Annotated in this window: 28 protein-coding genes and 2 pseudogenes; 19 read left to right on the top strand and 11 right to left on the bottom strand. The window is 71.6% G+C overall.

The features are described 5' to 3' along the window. Both BM290_RS09900 and BM290_RS09895 read left to right on the top strand, forming a co-directional pair. Complete coding sequence (locus tag BM290_RS09900; protein WP_093612245.1) at positions 1-861, top strand: hypothetical protein; 861 nt, start codon at positions 1-3, stop codon at positions 859-861. Positions 862-978: 117 nt separating this feature from the next. Then, positions 979-2289, top strand: coding sequence for a ferredoxin reductase family protein (locus tag BM290_RS09895; protein ID WP_239143203.1), 1311 nt, complete (start codon positions 979-981; stop codon positions 2287-2289). A gap of 31 nt (positions 2290-2320) precedes the next feature. Here the strand turns inward: BM290_RS09895 and BM290_RS09890 are convergent, their stop codons facing one another. The 5 genes from BM290_RS09890 to BM290_RS09875 are packed head-to-tail and all read right to left on the bottom strand — an operon-like array spanning position 2321 to position 5523. Next, positions 2321-3067, bottom strand: coding sequence for an ABC transporter permease (locus BM290_RS09890; protein ID WP_203779017.1), 747 nt, complete (start codon positions 3065-3067; stop codon positions 2321-2323). After that, the gene (locus BM290_RS50595) at positions 3064-3477 is read right to left on the bottom strand and encodes a type 2 periplasmic-binding domain-containing protein (protein WP_275413051.1); all 414 of its coding nucleotides are present in this window, start codon (positions 3475-3477) and stop codon (positions 3064-3066) included. The genes BM290_RS09890 and BM290_RS50595 overlap by 4 nt, the downstream gene beginning before the upstream one ends. Positions 3478-3508: 31 nt before the next feature. Beyond that, positions 3509-4072 (bottom strand): ABC transporter substrate-binding protein, encoded by a 564-nt coding sequence (locus tag BM290_RS50590; RefSeq protein ID WP_203779018.1) that lies wholly within the window; start codon positions 4070-4072, stop codon positions 3509-3511. Positions 4073-4115: 43 nt separating this feature from the next. Continuing rightward, positions 4116-4742 (bottom strand): ABC transporter ATP-binding protein, encoded by a 627-nt coding sequence (locus tag BM290_RS09880; RefSeq protein ID WP_280522843.1) that lies wholly within the window; start codon positions 4740-4742, stop codon positions 4116-4118. Positions 4743-4791: 49 nt separating this feature from the next. After that, a complete protein-coding gene (locus tag BM290_RS09875; protein WP_093612485.1) occupies positions 4792-5523 on the bottom strand; it encodes a hypothetical protein in 732 nt (243 codons plus the stop codon). 92 nt (positions 5524-5615) lie between these two features. Between BM290_RS09875 and BM290_RS09870 the strand changes: the two genes are divergently transcribed. Both BM290_RS09870 and BM290_RS09865 read left to right on the top strand, forming a co-directional pair. Further along, positions 5616-6419 carry a TIGR02452 family protein gene (locus tag BM290_RS09870; protein ID WP_093612243.1) on the top strand — a complete coding sequence of 268 codons (804 nt, stop codon included), beginning with the start codon at positions 5616-5618 and terminating at the stop codon, positions 6417-6419. A 94-nt stretch (positions 6420-6513) separates the two neighbouring features. Next, the gene (locus BM290_RS09865) at positions 6514-7011 is read left to right on the top strand and encodes a hypothetical protein (RefSeq protein WP_093612241.1); all 498 of its coding nucleotides are present in this window, start codon (positions 6514-6516) and stop codon (positions 7009-7011) included. Between the two features lie 5 nt (positions 7012-7016). On the opposite strand, the gene BM290_RS09860 is transcribed toward BM290_RS09865, so the two are convergent. Next, entirely contained in the window at positions 7017-7583 is a 567-nt protein-coding gene (locus tag BM290_RS09860; RefSeq protein ID WP_093612239.1) for a hemerythrin domain-containing protein, read from the bottom strand. A gap of 313 nt (positions 7584-7896) precedes the next feature. Between BM290_RS09860 and BM290_RS09855 the strand changes: the two genes are divergently transcribed. From BM290_RS09855 to BM290_RS09845, 3 genes are read left to right on the top strand one after another with little or no spacing between them, the layout of a single operon-like run. After that, entirely contained in the window at positions 7897-9516 is a 1620-nt protein-coding gene (locus BM290_RS09855; RefSeq protein WP_093612483.1) for a methyl-accepting chemotaxis protein, read from the top strand. Between the two features lie 27 nt (positions 9517-9543). Beyond that, positions 9544-9819, top strand: coding sequence for a hypothetical protein (locus BM290_RS09850; protein ID WP_093612237.1), 276 nt, complete (start codon positions 9544-9546; stop codon positions 9817-9819). Next, a complete protein-coding gene (locus tag BM290_RS09845; protein ID WP_093612235.1) occupies positions 9816-10325 on the top strand; it encodes a GAF domain-containing protein in 510 nt (169 codons plus the stop codon). The genes BM290_RS09850 and BM290_RS09845 overlap by 4 nt, the downstream gene beginning before the upstream one ends. On the opposite strand, the gene BM290_RS09840 is transcribed toward BM290_RS09845, so the two are convergent. Then, positions 10318-10935: a DinB family protein gene (locus BM290_RS09840; protein WP_093612233.1), complete on the bottom strand. Its 618-nt coding sequence runs from the start codon at positions 10933-10935 to the stop codon at positions 10318-10320. The genes BM290_RS09845 and BM290_RS09840 overlap by 8 nt on opposite strands. A gap of 513 nt (positions 10936-11448) precedes the next feature. Here BM290_RS09840 and BM290_RS09830 point away from each other — a divergent pair. From BM290_RS09830 to BM290_RS09820, 3 genes are all read left to right on the top strand, one after another. Continuing rightward, the gene (locus tag BM290_RS09830) at positions 11449-11628 is read left to right on the top strand and encodes a hypothetical protein (RefSeq protein WP_239143204.1); all 180 of its coding nucleotides are present in this window, start codon (positions 11449-11451) and stop codon (positions 11626-11628) included. A 43-nt stretch (positions 11629-11671) separates the two neighbouring features. Then, positions 11672-12715: a carbohydrate kinase family protein gene (locus tag BM290_RS09825; RefSeq protein WP_093612232.1), complete on the top strand. Its 1044-nt coding sequence runs from the start codon at positions 11672-11674 to the stop codon at positions 12713-12715. Positions 12716-13379: 664 nt separating this feature from the next. Beyond that, positions 13380-13691 (top strand): putative quinol monooxygenase, encoded by a 312-nt coding sequence (locus BM290_RS09820; RefSeq protein WP_093612230.1) that lies wholly within the window; start codon positions 13380-13382, stop codon positions 13689-13691. 577 nt (positions 13692-14268) lie between these two features. On the opposite strand, the gene BM290_RS09815 is transcribed toward BM290_RS09820, so the two are convergent. Both BM290_RS09815 and BM290_RS09810 read right to left on the bottom strand, forming a co-directional pair. After that, the gene (locus tag BM290_RS09815; protein WP_093612229.1) at positions 14269-15447 is read right to left on the bottom strand and encodes a fatty acid desaturase family protein; all 1179 of its coding nucleotides are present in this window, start codon (positions 15445-15447) and stop codon (positions 14269-14271) included. A 74-nt stretch (positions 15448-15521) separates the two neighbouring features. Beyond that, complete coding sequence (locus BM290_RS09810) at positions 15522-16598, bottom strand: ferredoxin reductase (RefSeq protein WP_093612227.1); 1077 nt, start codon at positions 16596-16598, stop codon at positions 15522-15524. Positions 16599-16783: 185 nt separating this feature from the next. Between BM290_RS09810 and BM290_RS09805 the strand changes: the two genes are divergently transcribed. The 8 genes and pseudogenes from BM290_RS09805 to BM290_RS09770 all read left to right on the top strand — a co-directional run bounded on the left by BM290_RS09805 (position 16784) and on the right by BM290_RS09770 (position 24147). Then, entirely contained in the window at positions 16784-17971 is a 1188-nt protein-coding gene (locus tag BM290_RS09805) for a PucR family transcriptional regulator (protein ID WP_177319644.1), read from the top strand. 100 nt (positions 17972-18071) lie between these two features. Next, on the top strand, positions 18072-18770 hold the full coding sequence (locus BM290_RS09800; protein WP_093612225.1) for a YqeB family protein: 699 nt from the start codon (positions 18072-18074) through the stop codon (positions 18768-18770). Positions 18771-18913: 143 nt separating this feature from the next. Further along, on the top strand, positions 18914-20149 hold the full coding sequence (locus tag BM290_RS09795) for a sensor histidine kinase (protein WP_239143207.1): 1236 nt from the start codon (positions 18914-18916) through the stop codon (positions 20147-20149). Between the two features lie 14 nt (positions 20150-20163). Further along, positions 20164-20586 (top strand): annotated as a pseudogene (locus tag BM290_RS09790) (response regulator); the annotation flags it as partial. 498 nt (positions 20587-21084) lie between these two features. Next, positions 21085-21297, top strand: a pseudogene (locus BM290_RS09785) (response regulator transcription factor); the annotation flags it as partial. A 414-nt stretch (positions 21298-21711) separates the two neighbouring features. Then, positions 21712-22683 carry a methionine ABC transporter ATP-binding protein gene (locus tag BM290_RS09780; RefSeq protein ID WP_203779024.1) on the top strand — a complete coding sequence of 324 codons (972 nt, stop codon included), beginning with the start codon at positions 21712-21714 and terminating at the stop codon, positions 22681-22683. Further along, the gene (locus BM290_RS09775) at positions 22680-23327 is read left to right on the top strand and encodes a methionine ABC transporter permease (protein ID WP_093612219.1); all 648 of its coding nucleotides are present in this window, start codon (positions 22680-22682) and stop codon (positions 23325-23327) included. The genes BM290_RS09780 and BM290_RS09775 overlap by 4 nt, the downstream gene beginning before the upstream one ends. A 13-nt stretch (positions 23328-23340) precedes the next feature. Next, positions 23341-24147 (top strand): MetQ/NlpA family ABC transporter substrate-binding protein, encoded by an 807-nt coding sequence (locus tag BM290_RS09770; protein ID WP_093612217.1) that lies wholly within the window; start codon positions 23341-23343, stop codon positions 24145-24147. Positions 24148-24190: 43 nt separating this feature from the next. Here BM290_RS09770 and BM290_RS09765 read toward each other — a convergent pair whose 3' ends face one another. Further along, complete coding sequence (locus BM290_RS09765) at positions 24191-24883, bottom strand: lytic polysaccharide monooxygenase (protein ID WP_093612215.1); 693 nt, start codon at positions 24881-24883, stop codon at positions 24191-24193. 235 nt (positions 24884-25118) lie between these two features. Continuing rightward, complete coding sequence (gene ald, locus BM290_RS09760; RefSeq protein WP_093612213.1) at positions 25119-26234, bottom strand: alanine dehydrogenase; 1116 nt, start codon at positions 26232-26234, stop codon at positions 25119-25121. 127 nt (positions 26235-26361) lie between these two features. Here ald and BM290_RS09755 point away from each other — a divergent pair, with 127 nt between their 5' ends. Next, positions 26362-26835, top strand: coding sequence for an Lrp/AsnC family transcriptional regulator (locus BM290_RS09755; protein WP_093612211.1), 474 nt, complete (start codon positions 26362-26364; stop codon positions 26833-26835). Positions 26836-26888: the final 53 nt, after the last annotated feature.

The raw sequence follows: 26888 nt of genomic DNA, 5'->3' as shown, positions 1-26888 counted from the left end.
ATGGACGAGAACGAACTGCGCACCGCGCTCCGGCAGACGATCACGCTGCACCCGGAGCCGCCACCGATGGAGTCGGCGACCGCGATCACCGCGGCCCGCCGCGCACAGACCCGCCGCAACCTGCTGGCCGGCATCGGCTCCGCCGCCGCCATCCTCGGCATCACCCTCGCCGTCATCCCGGGGCAGGCACAAACCGGCGGCGGTACGGACCTGCAGGTGGCCGCCGAGCCGTCGGGCGCGGTCCAGCCGTTCCCGGCCGGGACGCCGAGCTGGGCCGGCTCCGCGCCGGCGGGCGGCGAGAAGACCGAGCCGGTGTGGCCGCCGGAGAACGGTGGTGACGCCACCGCCGACAGCGGCCCGCACTACCAGCACGGCAAGAAGCTGCTGACCTCGCTGCTGGCCGTCGTGCCGGACGGGTACGAGGCGAAGTCCGGCGCCACGAGCGACGGCATCCCGTTCCGCTCCGACCAGGCCACCATCCAGAACGACGGGTCGTACTGGACGTATCTGGCCTCGGTGGCGATCGGCAAGGGCGATGGTGTCGGCGAGCTGATCGTCGAGGTGAGCGAGCCGGGCAACGGCCTGCCGCAGGACGCGTGCGCGGTGGCGAAGCAGTTCTGGGGCCGCGGCGGCGACTGCACGCCGGTGACCGTGGGCGACGCGAAGGTGGGCGTCATCCACGAGGGCGACGGGACGGCCTGGGCCGGGTACCGGCACTCCGACGGCACTGTCGTCTACGTGATGCAGTCGACGGCGCCGACCTACGCCGACCCGCGCGCCAACGGGCTGAAGCCGCTGGAGGAGCTGCCGCTGTCCGACGCCGAGCTGGCCGCGCTGGCCACCGACGCGAGCCTGCGCTGACCCACGCCGCCCGCTCCCGGGGGTGAACCGGGAGCGGGCGGCGGCCTCCTGTCGTGAACCGGATGGCGAGGATCGCGGTACACCGCTGAAGACAGGGGTTCAGCAGGGGAGACCGCCGTGACTCAGCCGTTCGTCGCGCGTGCCGCGATCGGGACGTTCCTCGTCGTCAACCTCGCGGTGATCCACGCGATGTTCCTGATCGCCGGACCGCCCGCCCACAACGTGTTCGGCCAGGCGGGCCGGCTGCTCGGCCTCTACCTGGCGTTCACGATGACCGTGCAGGCGCTGCTGGTGGCCCGGCTGCCGCTGCTGGACCGGGCGATCGGCATGGACCGTCTCACCGGCTGGCACCGCTGGACCGGGTTCGCCGTCTTCTGGCTGGCCGTCCTGCATCCGGCGTTCGTGATCCTCGGCTTCGCCCGCTACGACCGGGTGTCGTTCACGGCCACGGCGCTCACCCTGTCGAAACAGCTCCCGGTGCTGCTCGGGCTGATCGCGGTGGCGCTGATCGTGCTGGTGGTGGCGCTGTCCGTGCGGTTCGCCCGGCGCCGCCTCTCCTACGAGGCCTGGCACGCCGTCCACCTGCTGCTCTACCTGGTCCTGGTGCTCGGCATCGTGCACCAGGCCTACGAGGGCACCGCGTTCACCCTCAACGTGCTGACGCGGATCTACTGGTGGGGGCTGTGGGCGTTCGCACTGGGCGCGCTTCTCACGTACCGCCTGATCGTGCCCTTGATCCGCAACAGCCGGCACCGGATGCGGGTCGCCGCCGTGGTGCCCGAGTCCGACGACGTCGTCTCGGTCCATGTCACCGGCCGCGACCTGCACCTGCTCGGCGCGAAAGCGGGCCAGTTCTTCCTGTGGCGCTTCCCCGGCCACAACCGCTGGTGGCAGGTCAACCCGTTCTCCCTGTCGGCGGCCCCGAACGGCCGCTCGCTGCGGCTCACCGCCAAGGGTGTCGGCACCACCAGCGCCGGTCTGCGGGACCTCCCGATCGGCGCGCGGGTCTTCGCCGAGGGCCCTTACGGCTCCTTCACGATCGACAACCGCGGGGGTACGGCCACCCTGCTCATCGCCGGCGGCATAGGCGTCACCCCGATCCGCTCGCTGCTCGAGGACCCGAACCTGAGCGGCGACGTGACAGTCCTCTACCGGGTCCGTTCCGGCGCCGACGCCGTCCTGCTCGGCGAGCTGCGCAACCTGGCCCGGGAGAAGGGCGCCCGCCTGCACGTGCTGTCCGGCCGCACCTCCGCCGCCAACCAGCCGTTCACCCCGCCGAACCTGCACGCCCTCGTCCCCGACATCACCTCCCGGGACGTCTACGTCTGCGGCCCGGCCGCCCTCACCGGCGCCGTCCTGGACAGCCTGCGCCGGCTCAAGGTCCCGGCCCGCCAGATCCACGCCGAACTCTTCCGCCTCGCCCCCTGACCGGTTTCCGCATCGGACAGTCCACGGGCGATCAGGACGGGGTGATCGGCACCAGCCCCAGCAGCGTGTCGCTGAGCTTGCCGATCAGCGCCAGCAGGATGACGGCCAGCAGCATCACATCGGTACGCCCGGTGTTCTGACTGTCGATGAGCAGGAAACCCAGCCCCATCGACGACGCGATCAGCTCCGCCGCGACGAGGAACAGCCAGCCCTGCGCCAGCCCGAGGCGCAGCCCCGACAGGATCGCCGGCGTTGCGGCCGGGAACAGCACGGTGCCGAGCAGCGACAGCCCCGACCGCCCGTACGCCCGGCCGACCTCCACCAGATGCGGGTCGATGTGCGACAGCGCCGCGGACACGGTGGTGTAGACGGGGAAGAACGCGCCGATCGCCACCAGCACGATCTTCGGGGTCTCCCCGATGCCCAGCCACAGCAGCAGCAACGGCACCCACGCCAGCGACGGCACCGCCCGGATCGCCTGCACCGTCGGCGACAGGACGGCGTTCGCCGCTCGCGACAACCCGACCAGCCCGCCCAGGGTCAGCCCGAGCACCGACCCGACGGCGAACCCGATCAGCACCCGCTGCGTGCTGATCGCCACGTGATGCCACAGCTCGCCCCGCCGGAGCAGCTCACCGAGGGCGGACAGCACCTCACCGGGCGGCGGCAGCTGGGCCGCCGAGTAGACGCCCGCCGACGCGACCAGCTGCCAGGCGACCAGGAGCGCCACCGGGAGCAGCGCCCCGGCGGCGACCCGGCCGATCCGCGGCACCGTCACGAAACGGCCCGGGCGGCCGCGTACTTCGGCTCGAACAGCGTGTCGATCGCGGCCCGCGCGTCGGCCTCGCTCTTCACGTTCGCGTCGGCGACCAGCACCGGCAGGATCTTCTCGAACACCGCCTTCTGCGCCGCGCCGGGCACCGGGTCGATGTCGAGCACGGTCCGCTCGGTGAGCACCGCCTTCGCCACCGGCTCGGAGATCCTCGCCTCCCCGGCGTACAGGGCGACCGCCTGATCCGGGTTGGCGGTGATCCACGCCCGTGCCTTCTCGTACGCGTTCACCACCGACTGCGCCAGATCCGGGTGCTCGGCCAGGAACGCCTCCCGCGCGTTGAGCACCCCGTACGAGTTGAACGCCACGTTCCGGTAGATCAGCTTCGACCCGGCGTCCACCTCGGACGTCGCCATCAACGGGTCCAGACCGGCCCACGCGTCGACGTCACCGCGCTCCAGCGCCGTCCGTCTTCCCGTCCGCGTGCTGCAGGTTCGTCACGGTCACGTCGGCCGGCTTCAGTCCCGCCTGTTCCAACGCCTGCAGGAGGAAGAAGTAGGGGTCCGTACCCTTGGTCGCCGCGATCCTCTTGCCCTTGAGCTGCGCCACCGACGTGACAGTGGACCCCTTCGGCACCACGATCGCCGCCCACTCCGGCTGGCTGAACACGTCGATCGTCTTGATCGGCGACCCGTTCGCCCGGGCCACCAGCGCCGCCGCGCCGGCCGTCGAACCGACGTCGACGGCATCCGCCCGCAGCGCCTCGTTGGCCTTGTTGCTGCCCGCCGACAGCTGCCAGCTGACCGTCACCCCCTTGCCGGCCAGCTCGGTCTCCAGCCATTTCTGCTCCCGCAGCACCAGACTCGCCGGGTTGTAGTAGGCGTAGTCGAGCCGCAACGTCACCGGCTTCGAGCCGTCGGCGTTCGCGGCGGGGGTGTCCTCACCCTGCACACAACCGGCCAGCAGCACGGTCGCGGCAGCCGCCACGGCAACGGTGCGCAAGATCTTCATATCGGGGTCCTTCCAGGGGGATTTCGCACGGTGGGGCGGTGGTTCAGGAGACGACGGCGGTGGGGGTACGGACACCGAGCTCGGCCAGCAGCGCGGACCGGAGAGCGGCCAGACCGGCGTCGCCACGGTCGCGCGGGCGGGCGCCGGGCACGTCGAGCACGAGCCGGACCGAGGCGGCGCCGTCGTCCGGGGCGCCGAGCAGGACGATCCGGTCGGCCAGGTGCAGAGCCTCGTCGACGTCGTGGGTCACCAGCAGCACCGTGGTCCCGGCCTCGCGCTGCACCTCGGCCAGCAGGTCCTGCATCCGCAGCCGGGTCAGCGCGTCGAGCGCCGCGAACGGCTCGTCCATCAGCAGCACGCCGGGCCGCCGGGCCAGCGCCCGGGCGAGCGCCGCCCGCTGGGCCATCCCGCCGGAGACCTGGCGGGGCCGGTGCCGGGCGAAGTCGGCGAGCCCGACGACGGAGAGCCAGTGCGCGACCTCCTCGCGGGCGTGGTCGCGGCCGGTGCCGCGGGGCAGGCCGTAGGCGACGTTGCGTTCCAGCGTGCGCCACGGCAGCAGGCGCGGCTCCTGGAAGACGACGGCGCAGCGGGGCTCGAAGCTGCGGACCGGCTGCCCGTCGACGAGCACGCGGCCGGAGGTGGGGGTGTCGAGGCCGGCGGCGAGGCGCAGCGTGTCTATATGGCTGACCAGTGATGCGTGACGCGCGTCATGCCCAAGATCACGTAACGGACACGACCAGGGCCGCGGCCGTCGCCACGCCGTAGAGGACGCTCGCGACGGCGACGATCCGCAGCCGCTCCCGCTCGTCCCGGCCCAGCGCGCGCAGGACCACCGCCAGCAGCGGCAGCACCAGCACGGCGTGCAGCGCGACACCGTGCACCGGTTTCAGGAAACCCCCACCGTCGTACGCCGCCTGCGGGCTCACCGTCCGGAAGAGGACCGTCCCGCGCGCCACCATGGCGACCCCGCTCGCCAGGCTGACCAGCATCAGCGCGAACCCGGCCCGCACCGCGAGACGCATGTCGGCCGGCCCGCGTATCCGGCCGCGCAGAGCCGTCACCGCGTACGCCCCGAGCGTCGCCACCAGCACCGCCCCGCCGGCCGCGAGGATCATCGCCACACCCCGGTCGAACGGCGTCTCGGTGTTGAAGTGCGACGGTACCCGGCGCCACGCCTGCAGGGTGATCCCGGCGACCTCGACCACGCAGTCGGCGGTGAGGACGCCCAGCAGCCAGGCCCGTGCGCGGTCCCCGAGGATCAGGGGGCGGGTGATCCAGGCGACCGTGATCAGCGTCAGGCCGAACGACAGCCCGAAGGTGGCCGGCTTGCGCCACGACACCGGCCCGCTCCACGGCACGTCGTCGGCGAGGAACACCCCGAGGTGCACGATCCCGGACACGATCAACACCAGACCGATGGCGTACGCCGTGACCTCCGCCGGCTTTCTCATGCCCGGATCATCCGCCGCCCCGCGGACCGGCGTCGTCATGTCCAGGGCGTAGCGCCGGATACGACCGGCGGCGTATGCGCCATGATCGAGGGGTGAGCGGAAGACTACGGGCCATCGCCCACGAGACGATCTCCATCGTGGAGCGCGGGAGCTACGACGGCCCGGACGGCGCGGTCGACATCTCCGGGGCGGTCGCCGGCGCGGTCCGGGGCACCCGGCTGTACCTGCCCGGGGACGCCCTCGATCGACCGGTGGCCGCGACCGGGCCGCTCGTCGTCGAGGTGACCGGGGAGAGCAGTCTCGACGCCTGCCGCCGGCTGGCCGCCGAGCACGACGGGGTGGCCTGCCTGAACTTCGCGTCGGCGCGCAACCCCGGAGGCGGGTTCCTCAACGGCGCCCAGGCGCAGGAGGAGAGCATCGCCCGGGCCTCGGCGATCTACCCCTCGCTGCGGGCGGCCGGTGACTTCTACGCCTTCCACCGGGCGGACCGCGGCCTGCTCTACACCGACCGGGTCATCTGGTCGCCGGCGGTGCCGGTGTTCCGTGACGACCGCGGGCGGCTGCTCGCCCGGCCGTACCTCGTCTCGTTCCTGACCTCGGCCGCGCCGAACCGGGCGATGATCGTCCGCGACCAGCCCGCACTGCTGCCGGAGGTGTCCGGCGCGCTCGCCCGGCGGGCCGCCCGGGTGCTGCGGGTCGCCGCCGCGCACGGCTGCCGTGAGCTGGTGCTCGGCGCGTGGGGCTGCGGCGTGTTCGGCAACGATCCGGCGGAGGTGGCCGCCGTCTTCGCCGCGGCGCTCGGCGACGCGCCGTGGTTCGACCGGGTGGTCTTCGCGATCCTGGACCGGCGCGAGACGGTCCGCGACGAGTTCCGGGCCGCCTTCGGCCTGCCCTGATCATCCGGCGCGCGGCTCACCTCCCGCAGTGCGGTCACGGAAGGTAGGGTGTTGTTCACCGCCCGTCCGTGGATCGTGTACGGCTGGAGTGCGCATGTCGACGCCTACCGAGGATCCGCTGATCCGTTTCGGCCGCTGGGCGCTCGCCAAGGTGTGGTTCGGGGTGGTGTTGTCGGGCGGCTACGCGCTCGGCCGCCACTACGACTGGCCGCAGGTGTTCCTCACCGTGGCGGCCGTGCTGGGCGCGGTGACCCTGGCGCTCGCCTCGTCGTTCCTGCCGGTCTGGACCAGGCAGCGGCCCAGCGGCATCCCGGTCGCCGACGTGGGCCTGCGGGTGATGGTCTGGGGCGGCCTGGTCATCTCCGTGATCGCCCTGCTGGTGGGGATGCCCGCGGTCGGCATGGTGGCGGCCGCGCTGCTGCTCAACACGGCGGCCCGCACCTTCGGCGACCCGTTCGCCCCGCTGCTGCGGCGGCTGCGGATCACGCCCGCGGTCCGGCACATCTCCTCCGGGCAGCGGGTGCGCCCGCAGGCGGCCACTTCTGATCAGACACGGTCACGCCACCCCGCGCCTGCGCGCCGGGCGGCGTGAGACCGTCAGTCGTTGTGCGACTGCCGCCAGTCCCGGACGGCGTCGCGGGCCTTGTCGAAGATCGCCAGCGGCGGCCCGGCGATCAGGTTGGCGACCGGGTTCTCGCCGGCGTTCGGGTGCGGGCGGGTCGGCGAGACGGCCTCGGCGGCGCGGACCGCTCCCGCCATCCGGATCAGCCGGTCCGGGTCGGTCTTCGTGCGCAGCTGCGGGAACTCCTCCTGCTCCTCGTGCAGGGCGTGGCTGAGCACCGCGGCCTCGAACCCGGCGAACCGCACGTCGAAGTCCGGTGAGTCGACGCCCAGGTCGTAGAGGTCGGCGAGGGCGCGCTTGGCCATGTTCTCCTCCTCGAGGCGCGCCTCCACGACCGCGTCCCCGGCGTCGTCGCGGGCCGCCGGGTGGACCACCTGCTCCTCGGCGCTCTCGTGCACCGCGAGCAGCCGGGTCAGCTCGTGGAAGGCGTCCCGCTTCTGCTCCCCGGTGGACTGGTTCACCCGGGTGAAGAGGGCCTTGATCTGCTGGTGCTGGCTGAGCAGCAGCTCGATGACATCCTGTTCCTTCTGCACCGTGGTCATGCAGTGGCGACTACCCGGGCCGTCTCCCCGGTAACGTCCCCGAGGTGCCTCCGCGCGTGTGCCGGCGGTGGGCCGTGCCGGGCATGCACGAGCCGCCGGGGCCCAGCGATCGGGAGGCGACGCGGACGTCGCCGCGCGGGGCAGGCGGGACGGCCTCGGCTTCGGCGGGACCGGGTCACCCGTACCACCCTGGGTCTTGATCCTCAAGGTCCGTTGTCCCTGTCCTCGCCGGGCCGGATGGGTGCTCAGAGGTTGCCGGGGGCTGCCGACCTGAGTAATGCGGGCAATGCGCGCCATCAGGACAGGGGAGGACATGGTGAGCGAAGTGGCGGATGTGGCCGGTGGCCGGCGTTTCTGGGCCGACCTCAGCGTGAACCTCAAGATCATGACCGCGATCACGGTGGCCGCGGTGATCGCGCTGCTGATCGGCGTTCTCGGACTGAACGCGCTCGCCTCGGCCAGCGACTCCGCGCAGTCGATCTACCGCAGCAACGTGGTCGGCGCGTCCGCCCTCGGCGAGCTCAAGGCGTGGATCAACCAGTCCCGGATCGACCTGGTCGGCCACGTCGTCTACCCGGACGCGGCGGTCAAGGACAAGTACGAGGCGGCGTTCGCGAAGGACCTCGAGGAGGTCGCCGCGGCGATGGCCGCCTACGAGGCCACCGAACCGGCCGCGTCGGCGGAGCTGGTCACGGCCGTGAAGGACGGCTGGCAGAAATACATCACCATCGCCCACGAGCAGCTCATCCCCACCTCGCGGCGCAACCGGATCGCGGCCTGGGGCACCATCCGCGACCAGCAGGTCACCCCGCTGATGACCGAGATCCGCAAGCAGATCGGCGAGATCGACGCCACCGAGAACGCCGCGGCCGCCGCCTCCGCCCAGAAGGCCCGATCGGCGTACGAGACCAGCCGTCTCGAAGCGATAGCGCTGCTCGTCGTGGGCATCGCCGGCGCCCTCGCGCTCGGCGTCCTGGTCGCCCGCGGCATCGTCCGCTCCCTGAGAAGCGTCACCGTCGTCTGCGAGGGCCTCGCCGACGGCGACCTCACCCGGCACACCGGTCTCACCAGCCGCGACGAGCCCGGCCGGATGGGCCGCGCCCTCGACGCCGCCGTCACCCGCCTCCGCGAGACGGTCAGCACCATCGGCGGCTCCGCGGTCACCCTCGCCAGCGCCTCCGAGGAGCTGTCCACCGTCAGCGCGCAGCTTCAGGCCGGCGCGGCCGACGTCGCCGACAAGGCCGGCGCGGCCAGCGCCGCCAGCGAGAACGTCAACCACGGCGTCCAGTCCATCGCCGCCGGCGCCGAGGAGATGAGCGCCTCCATCACCGAGATCGCCTCCAACGCCGCCGACGCCGCCCGCGTCGCCCAGGAGGGCATGGCCGTCGCCGAACGCACCAACAACCAGGTCGCCGAGCTCGGCGCCGCCAGTGCGGAGATCGGCGACGTGGTACGGCTGATCACCAGCATCGCCGAGCAGACCAACCTGCTCGCGCTCAACGCCACCATCGAGGCCGCCCGCGCCGGAGAGCTCGGCAAAGGCTTCGCCGTCGTGGCCGGCGAGGTCAAGGAGCTGGCCCAGCAGACCGCCAAGGCCACCGAGGAGATCACCGGCCGGATCGGGGCCATCCAGGAGTCCAGCGGCTCGGCGGCCACCGCCATCGGCGAGATCACCCACGTCATCCAGCGGATCGGCGACTACACCACCACGATCGCGTCGGCGGTCGAGGAGCAGACCGCCACCACCGGCGAGATGAGCCGGTCCGTCGCCGACGCCGCCACCAGCAGCGGGGACGTCGCCCGTACCGTCTCCGGCGTCGCCGAGGTCGCCACCGCGACCGCCGACGGCGCCCGCGCCACCCAGCAGGCCGCCGCCGACCTGACCCGCCTCGCCGGCGACCTGACCACCCTGGTGGGCGGATTCCGGCACTGACGCATCAATCGCCGATCAGGGGGAAACGTGTACTCGGAGACGCCCTACGGGCTGCCGCGGCCCACGCTCGACGACGCGCGGGCCGCGGTGCACCGGGTCCATGCCGAGGACGGGCCGCGCGTCTGGTCGCACCTCGTGCGGACCGCCGGGCTCGACGGCTCCGCCGACACCTCGGAGGGACTCGAACGGATGCTCGCCGCGATGCACGACGCCGACCCGATCAGCCGGCTGTGCGCGCTCGCCCTGCGGATCCGGGTCACCTCGCACACCCAGCTGACACTTCTGACGAGGGAGCTGTCGTGAAGACCGACCTGTTCGACCGGCTCGGCGTCCCCGAACGGATCCGGGAGATCGCCGGCTACGACCTCTTCGACCCCGACCTGCGGACCAGCCTCGACGCCCTCGCCCAGCGCAGCGCCGGCCTCCTCGAAGCACCGGTCTCCCTGGTCTCCGTCGTGCTCGACACGTCACAGTTCATCATCGGCTCACACGGCGTCGCCGGATGGGTCGCCGAGACCCAGGGCGTGCCCGCCGAGTGGGCCGTGTGCACCCACACCGTGCTCGCCGGCGAACCGTACGCCGTGATCGACGGCCCGACCGACCCGCGCCACGCCGACAACCCGTTCCTGCAGATGACCGGCCTGCGCAGCTATCTCGGGGTGCCGCTCACCGGCAGCGGCGGGCACTCCCTCGGGGCGCACTGCGTGATCGACGCCCGGCCCCGCATCTTCAGCGACGTGGACCGGGCGGTGCTCGCCGACGGCGCCGAGAAGGCGATGAAACTGCTCGACGCCTACCGGCTCAGATAGGCGTCCCGTCCCACTTCCAGTCGGTGCGGCGCGGGTGGCCCGGCAGCTCGCCCCGGCCGGTCGCCCACAGCAGCGTCTCCCACCGGCCGTACGGCTCCGGCGCATCCCGGAACAGGCGACGCAGCACCCGGTCGCACAGATCCTCCGGCGGCGCCCACGGCAGGCCCAGACCCGCCGCCACGTCGTGCAGGTGAACCAGCGTCTCCACCACGCCCATCGCCGCGAACCCGGCCGGATCCGACACCCCGTAGGGATGGAACGCCCGGCGCTCCGGCGGCGCGACGGTGACCACGGCCGCCAGCAGCCCACCCGACGACTCCAGCACCTGGACCAGGCCCTCCGGGTTCTTCGTGTCCTCGCTGTAGATGGTCAGCGCCGGCCCGTCCGGGCGGTTGCGCCGCCATCCGAAGGGGACATACGCCCCCGGCGGCGTGTGCTCCGACGCGATCTGCCCCGCATACGCGAACAGGTCGTCGGCCACGTGCTCCACCGTCTCCCAGCAGGTCCAGGTCAGGCCCGCGGCGGGCACATGCCAATCCCGGCCGGCGGCCGTCCGGAGGGTGGCGGCGGCGAGAGAGACGGCGGTACGCACGTCGTCAGCGGTGGTCATCGCCGGAATCTATCCGTACGGGTGACCGGCCGCCCACGCATTTTTGTCATACCCCCGGCGCATCATCGCGGTATGGGAGAACCAGCAACGCCGATTCGCCGCCGGATCGAGCTCACGGTCGCTGAGGCTCGCCTGCGGTTCCAGCAACTGGTCCGGGTCACCGGGCTGACCGGCCAGGTCACCGTCGTGGTCGACGGGGGCCGGCCGATCGCCGCGATCGTCCCGGTCTCCGAGGTCCTCGGCAACGGGCCGGCCCCGCCCGGCGGGGCCTCGCCACCTGCCGGCCCTCCACCATCCGCCGTCCTTCCACCTGCCGGCCCCTCACCATCCACCGTCCCCTCGCCGCGTGCTGTTCCCTCCTCGTCGTCTTCCTCCGCGTCGTCGTCTGTCGTTCGGGCTTCGTCGCCTTCTTCCTCCGCGTCGTCGTCTGTCGTTGGCGCTTCCTCGCCTTCTTCCTCCGCTTCGCCGCCCGTCGCTGCGGCCTCCCAGCCCTCCGCCAGTGCGGAGGGCTGGATGCGGCGGATCGAGAAGGTGCGGGAGGACGTCCGCCGTCAGCACGCCCAGCGGATCGGCGAGCTTTCCCAAGCCTTGGACGAGGCGTGGCGTCTGCTCGACGACCTCCGGCCACCGGGCACCGACCGTTCCGTCGACACGCTGCGTGCCGGCCACGCCGACCTGCGAAAGGCAGGCTGATCAATCACGACTTGACCGATAGGAGCGGGGCTAAGATCGGACGATGGCGCGACCGCTCGACCTCTTCGTTCCGGGAGTCGTCTATCTCGACGTGATCTTCACCGGGCTTCGTGACCTGCCCGCGCCCGGCGAGGAGGTGTGGGCGAGCGGCATGGGCTCGTGCCCCGGCGGGGTCGCCAACCTGGCCGTCGCCGCGAGCCGGCTCGGCCTGCACACCGGTCTCGGCACAGCGCTCAGCTCCGATGCGTACGGCGAGTTCTGCCACCGGGTGCTCAGCCGCCAGGAGGGCATCGACCTGTCCGCGTCGCGCCGGGTCGACGACTGGCATTCCCCGGTGACCGTGTCACTGGCGTATGACCGCGACCGCAGCATGATCACCCACGGCCATCCGCTGCCGACCGACGAGGACGGTCTGGTCAACGGCCTCCCGGCGGCCCGCAGCGCAGCGGTCAGCCTGTCACCGCAGGGGATGGGCTGGGTGCGGCGGGCCCGGGCCGCGGGCACGATGGTGTTCGCCGACGTCGGGTGGGACGAGACCGAGCAATGGTCCTTCGACGTGCTCGGCCACCTGTCCGACTGCCACGCCTTCCTGCCGAACCAGGTCGAGGCCATGCGCTACACCCGCACCGACGACCCGCGTCAGGCACTGGAGAAACTGTCCGCCCTGGTCCCGGTGGTCGTCGTCACGTGCGGCGGCGACGGGGCGCTGGCCGTCGACGGCACCACCGGGGAGGTGGCGGCGGTTCCCGGCGTACCGGTGGACGCCCTCGACCCGACCGGCGCCGGTGACGTCTTCACCGCGGGATTCATCACCGGCACCCTGGGCGGCTGGCCGCTGACCGACCGGGTCGCCTTCGCCACCCTGGTCGGGGCACTCTCCGTCCAGCACTTCGGCGGTTCGCTGTCGGCGCCCGGCTGGGGCGACATCGCGGACTGGTGGCAGGCCACCCGCCGGAGCGCCACCGACACGGAGCTGGTCGCCCGGTTCGGTTTCCTCGACGACGTGATCCCGCCGGGCAGCCGCAACGCCGTGCACCGGGCCACCGCCACGATCGCCCGCCTGTCCGACGCCCAACCGGACCCCTGACGCGGCACTGGTCGCCGGTCCGCCTCTCACATCGTCCGCGGACCGCCGGCCGGCAGGTTGCCGTGCCGCTTCGTCGCTCCCCTGTCGGGGCCGCTGACGCGTCGCCTCGCCGGACCGCCCTCTGGCCGTCCGTTGCTGCTGTTGCCGCGCCGTTGACGGGTCCGCCTTTTGGTGGTCCGTTGGTGCTGTTGCCGCGCCGTTGGTGGGACCGCCTTTTGGTGGTCCGTTGCTGCTGTTGTCGCGCCGTTGACGGGTCCGCCTTCTGGGTCGTCCGTTGGTGCTGTTTGCCGTGTCGTTGGCGGGACCGCCTTTTGGCCGTCCGGTTGGTGCTGTTTGCCGTGCGGTTGGCGGGACCGCCTTTGGTCGTCCGTTGGTGCTGGTGTCGTGCCCTTGGCGGGCCCGCCTTCTGGGTCGTCCGCCGCTCGTCACCTTTCCGCCTTGCTGTCCGGATGGCCTCCCCTTGGGTGTCGGCTGTCCGGGTGTTTCTCTTCTTGGTGGCGTTTGTCCGGGTGGCCTTCTTTCTGCTGGGCGGCTGTCCGGGTCGCCTTCCTCTTGGCTGCGGCTGTCCGAGGGCATGACGCGGGAGTGCGGCGCTGTGGGGCGAAAATGTCGTACCCGGCTGGCAGGGTGTGGGGCAGGACCGGGAACTACCGAGGAGGAGACGATGGCGAGATACGGCTACTTCGGTTCGATGAAGGCGAAGCCGGGCCACCGTGATCAGGTGGTGAAGATCCTGCTGCGTGCCTCCGACGACGTGCGCACCGCCGGATGTCACCTCTACGTGGTCGGGGTCGCCGACGACGACGATCAGACGATCTGGGTCAACGAGGTGTGGGACAGCAAGGAAGACCATGACGCCTCGCTGCAGCTGCCGGAGACCCGTGCCGCGATCGCCGAGGCCATGCCGATGCTGACCGGCGAGTTCACCAGTCGCGAGTTCACCGTTCTCGGCGGTCTGGGCCTCCCACCGGAGTAGAACCGCACCGCCTCGTCATCACCGGTCGCTTCTTGACGGACGGGGGAGCGGTGACGCCCGCTGTATTTCGTCGGCGAGGGCGGGCGATGAAGACGGCCGGTCAAGATGACCGGCGCAGACGGCCCTGCCCGGCCGCGGGTGAGCGGCCGGGCAGGAGGCCAGGCGACGCCGGAAAATCGGTGCCGGTCCTGACACCGCGACGCCGGAAATCGGTGCCGGTCCTGACATCGCGACGCCGGAAATCGATGCCGGTCCTGACATCGCGACGCCGGAAATCGATGCCGGTCCTGACACCCCCACGTCGGAAACTGGTGCCGGTCCTGACCCGCGACGCCGGAAACTGGTGCCGGTCCTGACCCGCGACGCCGGAAACTGGTGCCGGTCCTGACCCGCGACGCCGGAAACTGGTGCCGGTTCTGACACCGCGACGCCGGAAACTGGTGCCGGTTCTGACACCCCGACGCCGGAACCGGTGCCGGTCCGGGCAACGCGAGCCGGAGACCGGTGCCGGTCCGGAGAACGTGTGGCCGGCGGGATTCGGGCGGTGGCCGGGAGGCCGGGCGCCGGGGAGGCGCCGTCAGACGGTGGCTTCGGCCGGGTGGCGCGGCGGGATGGTGTGGTCGATGGCGCGTGCCGGCTTACGGTTCGGCAGGGCGAGGCGGAAGACCTTGGCCCACGCCGAGGCCACCTGCACGACGAACGGGCCGGTGACGTATTTCAGGTCGTACTTCTCGAAGAGGGCCCGCACCTTCGGCGCGATCTCCGCGTAGCGGCTGGCCGGCAGGTCGGGGAAGAGGTGGTGTTCGATCTGGTGCGACAGGTTGCCGGTCATGATGTGCATCAGCTTGCTGCCGGAGATGTTGGCCGAGCCGAGCATCTGACGCAGATACCACTCGCCGCGGGTCTCGCCGGTGATCGAGGTCCGCTCGAAGGTCTCCACACCCTTCGGGAAGTGGCCGCACATGATCACCGAGTGGCTCCACAGGTTGCGGACCACGTTGGCGACCGCGTTCGCGGCCATCGTGCCGAAGAAGGCGCCGAACGGGTTGCCGAAGGCAAGGCCGACCGGCACGGACAGGGCCGGGTGGGCGACGTAGTCCTTCAGCATCTGGTTGCGGATCTTGCGGCCGACCTGACGCAGCCGGGCCCGGAAGTCGGGGTTGTTGCGGCGGCGCTTGCTCGCCAGGTTGCGGCCGAGTTCCAGGTCGTAGGCGGCGATGCCGTACTCGAAGAGGCACGCGTTGATGAAGTTGTAGAGCGGCTGGCCCAGGTGCGCGGGCGCCCACTTCTGCTGCTCGTCGACGCGCATGATGCCGTAGCCGAGGTCGTTGTCCCGGCCGACCACGTTGGTGTACTTGTGGTGCAGCTCGTTGTGCGAGTGCTTCCACTGCTCGGCGGGCGCCGCGAAGTCCCACTCCCACGTGGTCGAGTGGATCTTCGGGTCGCGCATGAAGTCGTACTGGCCGTGCAGGATGTTGTGGCCGATCTCCATGTTCTCCAGGATCTTGGCGATGGAGAGGCCGATGGTGCCGAGGATCCAGGCCGGCGGGAGCACCGAGAAGAGCAGAACGGCCCGGCTGCCGACCTCGAGACGCCGCTGGACGGCGATCATCCGGCGGATGTACTTCGCGTCCTTCTCGCCGCGGACGGCGAGCACCTCGTCCCGGATGGCGTCGAGTTCGCGGCCGATCTGCTCGATGTCCTCGGGGGAGAGGTGGGCGATCGGGTTGACTTCCTTGCGCTGCAGCGTCGTCACGGAACTTCCTCGTTCTTTCGTGGGAGCCGGCCCGCCGGGAGCGGCTCTCGGGTGGGGCTGAAGGGGGCGGTGGGTCAGGCGTCGAGCCGGCAGGGGCCGGCGGCGGCCGAGATGCAGGTCTGGATCAGGGGCTTGTCACCGTCCACCTCGGAGGCGGTGGTGATGGTGCCGTCACGCAGGTCACGGACGATGCCCTCGCGCATCGGGAGCACGCACTTGTAGCAGATGCCCATCCGGCAGCCGGACTTCATGAGCTGTCCGGCGGCCTCGCCGGCCTCGAGGATCGAGGTGCCGCCGGGGGAGTCGACGACCAGGCCGGATTTCTCGAAGGTGACCGTGCCGCCCTCGCCGGCGACCAGCACCACGGTCCGGAAGCGCTCGATGTGCAGCCGGTCGGCGGCGCCCGCGTCGGCCCAGTGCTCCTGCAGGTCGTCGAGGAGGTCACCGGGGCCGCACGCCCAGGTCTCCCGCTCGAACAGGTCGGGCACCAGGTCGGCGAGCGCGTCCGGCTTGAGCCGCCCGTCGGCGCGGGTGTGCCGCTCGATCAGCCGGATCCGGCCCTGGGTGGCGAGGTCGCGCAGCTCGGCGCCGAAGACGACGGCCTCCGCCGTGCGCGCCGAGTGGACCACGACGACGTCGCTCAGCTCGTGCAGGGCGCTGCGCAGCATGCCCATGACCGGGGTGATGCCACTGCCGGCGGTGATGAAGAGCGTCTTCGCCGGCCGCCGCTCGGGCAGCAGGAACTCGCCGTCCGGCAGGTCGAGGTGGACGATCATGCCCTTACGGGCGTTGGCCAGAAGGTACGAGCTGACGACCCCGTTCTCGACGGCGTTGACGGTGACGGTGAACTTGCCGTCGGAACGGCCGGCCGCGCTGCTCACCGAGTAGGCACGCCACAGCCGGACCCCGTCGACGTCGACGCCGAGCCGAACATACTGCCCGGGCCGGTGCGGCTGCCATCCACGGCCGGGGCGCAGCTCCAGGGTCACCGCCTTGGCGGTCTCCGGGCGCACCGCCTCGATCCGGGCTCGCAGGACGGTCGGGTTGCGCAGGGGCGCGATCACGTCGAGGTAGTCGGCCGGCACCACCGGGGTGGTGATCAGCTCGACTACGCGCCACGCGCCGTCGCGCAACTTCTGGGTAACTGCCACGTGACCAAGCCTGCTGCCTCGCCACAGCAAAGTCCTGACCAGGGGAAGTGAATCCGTGCCCGCATAATTGTTCGGCGGGGACAAGGATGCGCGTACAAACCCTTCTAGAGTCCGGGTTTGCGGGGCATCGTGAACAAACCTGCTTGAGGGGACAGGGCATGTCGAGCGAAATGCGGGCAGACCGCGTGAAACAGCCGGTACGTGACGTACGGTCTTATCGCCTGCCGACCGAGGTGATCGACCCACTCCGGCACGGCCTTCCGAAGGTCTCCTCACAGACCATAGCCGCGATCATCCGCGAGGTGCCGGCATACGCGGAGCCGTTCTCCGGCGCGCTCGGGCACAAGATCGCGCGCGCGGTGCGTGCCGCCCTCGGCACCTTCCTCAACCTGGTGTCGCGCCCCGGCGCCGACCCCGGCACCCCGATGTCGTCGGCGATCGAGGCGGCGTACGCGCTGGGCCGTGGCGAGGCACGTTCCGGCCGCAGCCTCGACGCGCTCCTCGCGGCCTACCGGGTGGGCGCCCGGGTCGCGTGGCGCGGGCTGGCAGCGATCAGCGTCGAGGCGGGGCAGCCGGCCGCCACCATCGCCGACTTCGCCGAGCTCGTCTTCGCGTACATCGACGAATTGTCCGCGGCGAGCGTCGCCGGCCACGCCGATGAGCTCGCCGCCTCCGGCCGCATCCGCCGGCGGCGGCTCCAGGAGCTGGCGCAGGCGCTGGTCGCGGGCGAACCGGCCCACGTCCTGCAAGGGCTGGCGGAGCAGGCCGAGTGGACGCCGCCGCAGAGCCTCACCGCACTGCTGCTGCCGGAGCGCGCCGCCCGATGGGTGATCGACCTGCTGGACCCGCGGACCCTGCAGCTCGCGGAGGCCGTACCCGATATGCCGGGGTTGACGGTGCTCTTCGTGCCCGATCCGCAGGGATGCTCGCGCCCCACCCTGAACCGGCTCCTCACCGGCCACAACGTGGTGATCGGCCCGGCCCGCCCGTGGACCGAGGCGCGCAGCTCGCTCGACCGGGCGGTACGGGTGCACCGGCTCAGCCCACCGGACGGCGGAGCGGTGACCGACACCGAGGACCACCTCGCGGCCGTGGTGGTGACCGCCGACCCGAGCGCCCTGGCGGACCTGCGCGCCTGGGCGCTGACGCCGCTCGCCGGGGAGCGCGGGACCGCCGCCGCCAAGCTAGTCGAGACGCTGCGCAGCTGGCTGTTGCACCACGGCCGCCGCGAGGACGTCGCCGCCGAGCTGTTCGTGCACCCGCAGACGGTCCGCTACCGGATGGCGCGGCTGCGGGAGCTGTACGGTGACCGGCTCCGCGACCCGCAGTGGGTGCTCGCGCTGACCATCGCCCTGGCCATCCCGGACGCCTGAGGCATATACCAAAGTCTTGAACTGTCGACTTTAGGCAACTGGTCCGCTGCCGTGGTGGGGCATAGCGTCGGGGGCATCGATGCGGCGGAACGGGGTGGGGATGGGCGGCGACACATCGGGCCGGGAGCCGACGGTGCTGGCGTTCTCCCCGGCCGGCCGGGTGCTCGTGCTGCTCGGCCCGGCGCTCGCCGGCGTGCTGGTGGCGGTGCTGGCGCCGATCCTCGCGCGCTGGCTGGCCGGCGTCCACTTCCCGGTGCTCGGCGTGGTGTGGCGGGTGGCCGGGGCCGTCGACACCTGGTGGGAGGTCGCGGTTCAGGTCCTCATCCTGGCCGTCGCCGGCGCGCTGATCAGCGTGGAGATCGTCCGCCGCAGCACCCGGGTCACCGTGGGCGCCGGTGAGGTGCGCCTGCGGACCGGAGACCGGGAGGTCGCCGTCCCCCGCCCGCAGATCGACTTCGTCTTCATGGACGGCGGCTTCCTCGTCATTCTCGACCGCGAGTCCCGCCGGCTGTTCCACGGCGAGCCACAGGCGGACAGCGGCCCGTTGCAGAAGACCTTCATGGAGTACGGCTACCCCTGGCACGACGCGGACCCCTTCACCGGCCTCTACCGGCCGTGGACCCCCGGCGGTGAGCAGCTCCCGGTGGCGGTCGAGGCGGTCCTGTCCGCCCGCGCCGTGGCGTTGCGCAAGAAGGCCCCCCGCGAGGCCGCAGAGCTCCGCGACTCGCTGGAGAAACTCGGTTACGCAGTCCGTGACGACGGCGACCGGCAGCTCTGGCGCCCCCTGGTCCGCTCATGAGCCCGCCGGACGGGCGCACGATCGCCGAAGCCCTCCCGCCGGCCCTGGAGCCACCGCCACCGTCCACGCCCGCTTCATTGGGCCCGCCCGCGGCGGCGGGTGGTGGTAGTCGTGCCGTGGCAGCGTTCGGCCGGGGTCAGCGGTTGAGCGGGCGTGCCTGGGATGTCGCGGCCATCCTGTCCTCCTGGTTCGGCGGGCTGCTGCTGATAGGTGAGGCGGCGACCGCCCGCGGGCTCTCCGACGATGCTGTCTTCCTGCACTTCGTGGCCGGTGGTGTGCTGTCGCTGGCGCTGTGGTGGCGGCGCAGCCGTCCGGTCCCGGTGGCGTTCTTCCTGACGGTTGCCGCGGTCGTCACCGACGGGGCGGGGCTCGCCGGGCTGATCGCTCTCTACACGCTGGTCTCGTTGCGGCGTGGCCGCCCGGTCGTCGTCCTCGTCCTGGTCAACCTGGCCGCCGGGATCGTCTACTCGGTGATCTATCCGGATCCGGCCATGCCGGCCGCGGTCAGCACGGTCGTCGGCTCCGTCCTGACCATCGCCCTCCTCGCCGCCACGGTGGCGCTCGGGCTGGCCACCCGCGCCCGGCACGAGCTGATCGAGTCGCTGCGGGAGCGGGCCGTCCGCGCCGAGACGGAGGCGCACCTGCGGGCCGAGCAGCTCCGCGCCCGCGAACGCGAACGGATCGCCCGCGAGATGCACGACGCCCTCGCCCACCGGATCTCCATGGTCAGCCTGCACGCCGGGGCACTGCAGATCCGCCCCGACCTGACGCCCGAGGAGGTGGCCGAGGCGGCCGCGACGATCCGCGACAGCGCCCACCACGCCCTGGAGGACCTGCGCGAGATCCTCGGCGTCCTGCGGGCGGGCCCGGGCGATGCCCTGCGCCCGCAGCCCGACGTGCGCCAGCTCGGCCGCCTGATCGCCGACGCCGGAGCCGCGGGCATGGAGGTGACGGTGGCCGACCGTCTCGGCGGCCATCCGATGAGCCCGTCGCTGGGCCGGACGGTCTACCGCCTCGTTCAGGAGGGCCTCACCAACGCCGGCAAACACGCCCCGGGCAGCCCCGTCACGCTCCTGCTGGAGCGCACACGCGACGGCGAGCTGCACCTCCGCGTCTCCAACCCGCTGCCACCCGTCGACCAGGGTCTGCCGGACGGCGGCGCCGCGACAGGCCGGGCAGCGTCGCCGGACGGTCCGGGCCGCCCGGGTGGCGGGGCGTCCACACCGGTTCCCGGGGCCGGCACCGGGCTGCTCGGCCTGACCGAGCGTGTCGAGTTGCTGGGCGGCAGTCTGCGGCACGGTGTTCACGGCAGCCCGCGGACCGGGCTCACCTTCGATCTGGAAGCCTGGGCGCCATGGCCGACTCCATCCGGGCCCTGATCGCCGACGACGATATGGCCGACTCCATCCGGGTCCTTATCGCCGACGACGATCCGCTGGTCCGGGTCGGGTTGTCGCTGGTGCTGGGCGCCGCGCCGGAGGTGGTGATCGTCGGCGAGGCCGGTGACGGCGCCGAGGCGATCACGATGGCCCGCGAGCTGAAGCCGGACGTCGTGCTGATGGACGTCCGCATGCCCAGGACGGACGGCCTCGCCGCCACCGAGGCGCTGCGCCGCGACGGGCCGGAGCCGGCGATCATCGTGCTGACCACGTTCGACACCGATGAGTATCTGCTGGGGGCGCTGCGGCTCGGCGCCAACGGCTTTCTGCTGAAGGACATCGCGCCCACCGAGATTCTGAACGCGGTGCGGCGGGCTGCAGCGGGCGAGTCGATCCTGGCGCCGGCGGTGGTGCCACGCCTGATCGACTACGCGGTCGGCCGCACGAGCGGCGGGCCTGCCGACGTCGCCGGTGCTCAAGGTGGCGGCGACGCTGAAGGCGGCGGTGTTCAAGGCGGCGGTGGTGCTCAGGGCGGCGGCGACGGCGACGGTGCTCAAGACAGCGGCCACGGCCGTGGTGGTGGCGCTATTCGAGGCGGCGACGGCGGCGCTCAAGGCGGCGGCCACGGCCGCGCTCAAGGCGGCGGCGACGGCCGTGGCGACGGCGTTGTTCGAAGCGGCGACGGCGTTGTTCGAAGCGATGACGGCGTTGTTCACAGCGGCGGCCACGGCGGCAGCGATCCTCACATCGGTGACCACGGCGGCTTCGGCAATGGCTACGGCTATGCCGATGGCCGGGGCGACGGCTACGGCAGCGGGACGGGCGACGGCTGCCGCGGCGGGACGGGCGACGGCGACAGCGCGGGACGGGGCTACCAAAGTAGCGGCGTACCGGGCGATCAGCGCCGTGGCCGCGTGCGGGCAGCCGAGTCGGTGCGACGGGCACGGGCTGTGGCGAGGCTGCGGCGGCTCTCCGAGCGTGAGCGGATCGTCGCCGAAGCGGTCGCCACCGGCCGGTCGAACGCGGAGATCAGCGCCGACCTGCACATGAGCGTTCCGACGGTGAAAGCCTACGTGTCCAGGCTGCTCGACAAGTTGGGCTGCGCCAACCGGGTGCAGATCGCGATTCTCATCCACGAGGCCCGCTGAACCTCCCGCGATCGAGTTCCGCGGGCAATGCCGAAGCGCGCAGTGCCGAAGCGGGCAGTGCCGAAGCGGGCAGTGCCGAAGCGCGCGGTGCCGAAGCGCGCGGTGCTGAAGCGCGCAGTGCCGAGCGGGAACCACCGGACGGTGGCGCCGGCGCGCCGCGCGGCTGTGGTTGCCTGCATCGGCGTGATCGAGGGGGCGTGAGCAGCGCGGGAGGGTCGGGACGCTGTGGGTGGGTGTGCGGCCCTCGGGCCCGCCGGGCGTCCGCAGGGGACGGTGAAAGTAACGGGAGTCGTGAGGGTCGTTACACGAAGTGGCTTGGAGACGTAACAGAGGCTAGCGTGGGCCCTGCCGCAAATGCCCACTGAAACGGTAGGCATTGCGACGCTCGTCACAACTGCTGACCAGGGTGTTTACGTGATTGAAATACGCGGTCTTCGGAAGACGTACCGCTCCAGGAAGGGGTCTGTCGCCGCCGTCGACGGGGTTGATCTGCGGGTTGGCGAGGGGGAGGTCTTCGGGGTTCTCGGGCAGTCCGGCGCCGGCAAGAGCACCCTGCTGCGCTGCGTCAACATGCTGGAGCGCCCGGATGCAGGCACGGTCAGTGTCGGTGGCCTGGAGATGACGCGGCTGCGCCGCGGGCAGTTGCGCCTGGCCCGGCACGGGATCGGGATGATCCACCAGCATTTCGCGCTGCTGTCGTCGCGGACCGTGGCCGGCAATGTGGCGTTCGCGCTGGAGGTCACCGGTGCGCCGCGGGCCGGGCGTAAGCAGCGGGTCGCCGAGCTGCTGGAGATGGTGGGGCTGACCGGGCGTGCCGAGGCGTATCCTGCTCAGCTCTCCGGTGGGCAGAAGCAGCGGGTCGGCATCGCCCGCGCGCTGGCCGCCCGGCCCAAGGTGCTGCTCTCCGACGAGGCCACCTCGGCGCTGGACCCGGAGACCACCGAGTCGATCCTGCGGCTGCTGCACGACCTCAACCAGCGGCTCGGGCTGACCATCCTGCTGATCACGCACGAGATGACTGTGGTGAAGCGGATCTGCACGTCGGCCGCCGTGATGCGGGACGGGCGGTTCGTCGAGTCCGGCACGATCACCGAGCTGCTGCGGACGCCGGGGTCTGAGCTGGCCCGCGGCCTGTTCCCGCTGGACGGGCCGACCGAGGTGGCCGGCGCGACGGTCGTCGACGTCACGGTCAGCGGGCCCGAGGCCGAGGCGCCGATCATCGCCGAGCTGGCCCGGCGGTTCGCTTCGGACGTACGCATCCTGGGTGGGTCTGTGGAGAGGCTGGCCGCGACGCGGGCCGGGCGGTGGCGGATCGCCCTGCCCGGCGCTCCCGACGACAACCGCGAGGCCCTGAAATTCCTGAGCGAGCGCGGAGTCGTGTCATGACCTGGTCCGAGGTTTTCGAGCTGCTGACCGGCGGTCTGCAGGAGACGGTCTGGATGGTGGGCGTGTCCGCGCTGCTCACCGCGGTCGGCGGCCTGCTCGTCGGGGTGCTGCTGGTGCTCACCGATGCCGGCCGGCTGCGGCCGCTCAACGTGGTGCTCGGCGCGATCGTCAACGTGGGCCGGTCGCTGCCGTTCATCATCCTGCTGGTCGCGGTGATCCCGTTCACCCGGGCGGTCGTCGGGACGACGATCGGCACCGACGCCGCGATCGTCCCGCTGACGATCGGCGCGATCCCGTTCTTCGCCCGGATCGTCGAGTCGGCGCTGCGTGAGGTGCCGCCGGATGTGGTGGCCGCGGCGACCGCGATGGGCGCGACCCGGCGGCAGATCGTCGGCAAGGTGCTGCTGCGGGAGGCGCTGCCGGCCCTGGTGGCGGGCCTGACGATCACCGTGATCGCGCTTGTCGGCTACTCGGCGATGGCCGGCGTCGTCGGTGGCGGCGGGCTCGGTGACCTGGCGATCCGCTACGGCTACCAGCGTTTCGAGACCGAGGTCATGATCGCGACGGTCGTCGCCCTCGTCGTGTTCGTTCAGCTTGTTCAGATGGTGGGCGACTTCCTCGTCCGCCGGCTCTCCCACCGATAGAAAGGCTCCATCCATGCGCCGCCGCTCTCTGATCGCTGTCACCGCCCTCGTCCTGGGCCTGGCCGCGTGCGGTTCCGACACTGCGGAGGCCGACAAGGACACCCTCAAGGTCGGTGTCAGCCCCGTGCCGCACGGTGAGATCCTCAAGTACGTCTCGGAGAACCTCGCCGCCGCCGAGGGCCTGAAGATCGAGATCGTCGAGTTCAACGACTACATCCAGCCGAACGTCGCGCTGAGCGAGAAGCAGCTGGACGCCAACTACTTCCAGCACATCCCGTACCTGGAGGAGGAGGTCGCGTCGAAGGGCTACAAGTTCACCCCGCTCAAGCCGGTGCACATCGAGCCGCTCGGCGTCTACTCCAAGACGGTCAAGGCGATCGCCGACGTGCCGGCCGGTGGTGTCGTCGGCATCCCGAACGACCCGTCGAACTCGGGCCGCGCCCTGAACCTGCTCGCCCGCAACGGCCTGATCACCCTCAAGGACGGGGTGGGCGTCAAGGCGACCGAGAAGGACATCACCGCGAACCCGAAGAACCTGCAGTTCAAGGCTCTGGAGGCGGCCCAGCTGCCGCGGAGCCTGGAGGACACCGCGATCTCGGTGATCAACGGCAACTACGCGATCGAGACCGGTCTCAAGCCGGCCACCGACGCGCTGGCGCTGGAGACGGGTGACGACAACCCGTACGCCAATCTGGTCGTGGTCCGCACCGGCGAGGAGTCCGACGCCCGCGTGGTCAAGCTGGAGAAGCTGCTGCACTCGGCCGAGGTGAAGAAGTTCATCCAGGACAAGTACCAGGGTTCGGTCCTGGCGGCGTTCTGACCCGTCGGAGGGGAGCCGCACCGGCTCCCCTCCGCAAGCGGGCTCAGCAGGCGCCCTGGTCGGCCCACACGTCGGCGACCCCGGGCGTCTCGCCCTGCGTCCACCACTTGGCCTTCCAGGTGTGGCTGTTGTGCGACGCCAGGTTGCCCCCGACGTAGACGGCGCTGCTGCTCCACGCCGGCGCCGTGCACGAGCCGGTCGGCGGCGGGGTGGTGGGGCCGCCGCCGGAGCCGCCGATGGTGACGTCGATGCAGGAGTAGAAGGCGTTCGCCGTGTCGGCGATGGTCCAGACGGCGAGGACCTTCTGCCGCCCGGAGAACCCGCTCAGGTTGACGGTGTGCGAGAGCGTCGCCGGCGGCTGCTGGCTGTTGCCCGCGAAGTAGCCGACCCGCGTGCCGCCGATGAAGTACTCCCAGCTGGCGGTCGCGTGCCGGGCCGTGTTGATCCACGTGAACGTCTGCGTGGTGCCGACGTTGGTGGCCGGCCAGCCCTTGCTGTCGTCGTTGAGCTCGGCGAACACGGAGTTGTTGCCGTGGCAGTTGCGCAGTCCCTTGGGGCCTTCGACGCTCTGCGGCTCGTACTTGATCTGGCCGCAGGCGACCCGGCCCTGGGCGCAGAGCGCCTGGCGGCTGGGCGGCGAGGAGATGTAGCCGTGTGCCGAGGCCGGCGACACGACCAGGAGCGATCCGGCGGCGCCCAGGAGGGCTACCGCGAGGAGGGTGATGAGTCGGCGCATGTCACTCCCCAAAGATGAACGTCTATCGATGGATGTGACAAAAATATAAAGCAAGGTTTCCTAATAGAAAAGCGCCCTCAGAGGTACGGCGTGCGCCGTCCCGCCGAGACCACACCGCCCGTGGCCGCCGGGGCGCCGGTGGCTGCCCGCTCCCGGCCGACCCGCGGCCGCCGGGCTCATGCGAACGAGGCGCGCCCTCCGTCACCGGGACGGAGGGCGCGCGGGAGTGGCCGGATCAGGCCAGAACCGAGCTGACGGACTCGGTGGGGAGGCCGAGGGCCGATCCGACCAGTTCGTTGGTGAGAACGCCGGCGTGCACGTTCAGCCCGAGGGCCAGCGCCGGGTCGGCCCGCAGCGCGTCGCGCCAGCCCAGGTCGGCCAGGCGCAGCACGTACGGCAGGGTCGCGTTGGTCAGCGCATACGTCGAGGTGTTCGGCACCGCGCCCGGCATGTTGGCCACGCAGTAGAAGACCGAGTCGTGCACCCGGTAGACCGGGTCCTGGTGGGTGGTGGGCCGTGAGTCCTCGAAGCAGCCGCCCTGGTCGATCGCGATGTCGACCAGCACCGAGCCGGGCTTCATCCGCTTCACCAGGTCGTTGCCGACCAGCGTCGGGGCCTTCGCGCCGGGCACCAGCACCGCGCCGATCACCATGTCGGCGGCCAGCACCGACTGCTCGATCGTGTACGCGTTCGACACCAGCGTCTTGACCCGCCCGCCGAACTGGGCGTCGATCTGCCGCAGCCGCGGGAGGCTCAGGTCGAGGATCGTGACGTCGGCGCCGAGCCCGAGCGCGATGGTCGCCGCGTTCACCCCGGAGACCCCGCCGCCGATGACCGTCACGTTCGCCGGCGCGACGCCCGGGACCCCGCCCGGCAGCACGCCGCGGCCGCCGCTGTTGCGCATCAGGCTGTACGCGCCGACCTGCGGGGCCAGCCGTCCGGCCACCTCCGACATCGGGGCGAGCAGTGGCAGCGACCCGTCGGCGAGTTGCACCGTCTCGTACGCGATCGCCGTGGTCCCGCTGTTCAGCAGGGCCTTGGTCCCCTCGGCGTCGGCCGCGAGGTGAAGGTAGGTGAAGAGCACCTGCCCGGCGCGCAGCCGGTGGTACTCGGACGCGATCGGCTCCTTGACCTTGAGGATCATGTCGGCCGAGCCCCACACCGCGTCGGCGTCCGGCAGGATGGCCGCGCCGGCGGCCACGTAGTCGTCGTCGGTGATCGCGGATCCCGCTCCGGCGCCGGCCTGCACCGACACGGTGTGCCCGTGTCGTACCGCCTCGACCACGCCGGCCGGGGTGATCGCCACCCGGTACTCGTGGTTCTTGACCTCTGCCGGCACGCCGATGTGCATGGGACTTTCCTTCCGTCACCAAGTGATGGCGATAGGGTGGAACGATGTGCAGCAGACCGGCAAGTCGAGCGAAGAAGATTCTGTCGGTAACAATGTGCATGCAGATTCTTCGTGGTGATGGTCGAAAGTGAGTGATCTACCGAAGGATGTTCGAGGCCTCGACCACATCGACCTGGAGCTGCTGAGCCTCCTGCAGGCCGACGGGCGGATGCCCAACAACGCCCTCGCCGACCGGGTCGGCATCGCCCCGTCGACCTGCCTCACCCGGATCCGCCGGCTCCGCGAGCTGGGCGCCGTCCGGGGCTTCCACGCCGACGTCGACCCGGCCTGGATCGGCCGGCCCATCCAGGCGATGATCGCGGTCCGGGTGCGGTCGGACGCCCGCGAGGCGATCGGCCGGTTCGCCGAGTCGCTGGCCGGCATCCCCGCGGTCCGCGACGTCTACTTCGTCTCCGGCTCCTATGACTTCCTGCTGCACGTGGCCTGTGCCGACGTCGACGACCTGCGCGCCGTGATCACCGAGCGCCTGAGCGGCACCCGCCTGATCGCCGGCACCGAGACGTACCTGATCTTCGAACACCGCCGCGGCGGCGCGAGCTGAGGGCACGACCAACCTTGCCAAGATCACCTATGCTCGGCGCGCCGTGTACGGGG

Source organism: Actinoplanes philippinensis (genome assembly GCF_900113015.1).
In the GTDB taxonomy this organism is placed as follows: domain Bacteria; phylum Actinomycetota; class Actinomycetes; order Mycobacteriales; family Micromonosporaceae; genus Actinoplanes; species Actinoplanes philippinensis.
Note: the sequence above shows the minus strand (reverse complement) of the source record. Positions and strands in the feature narration are given on the sequence as shown.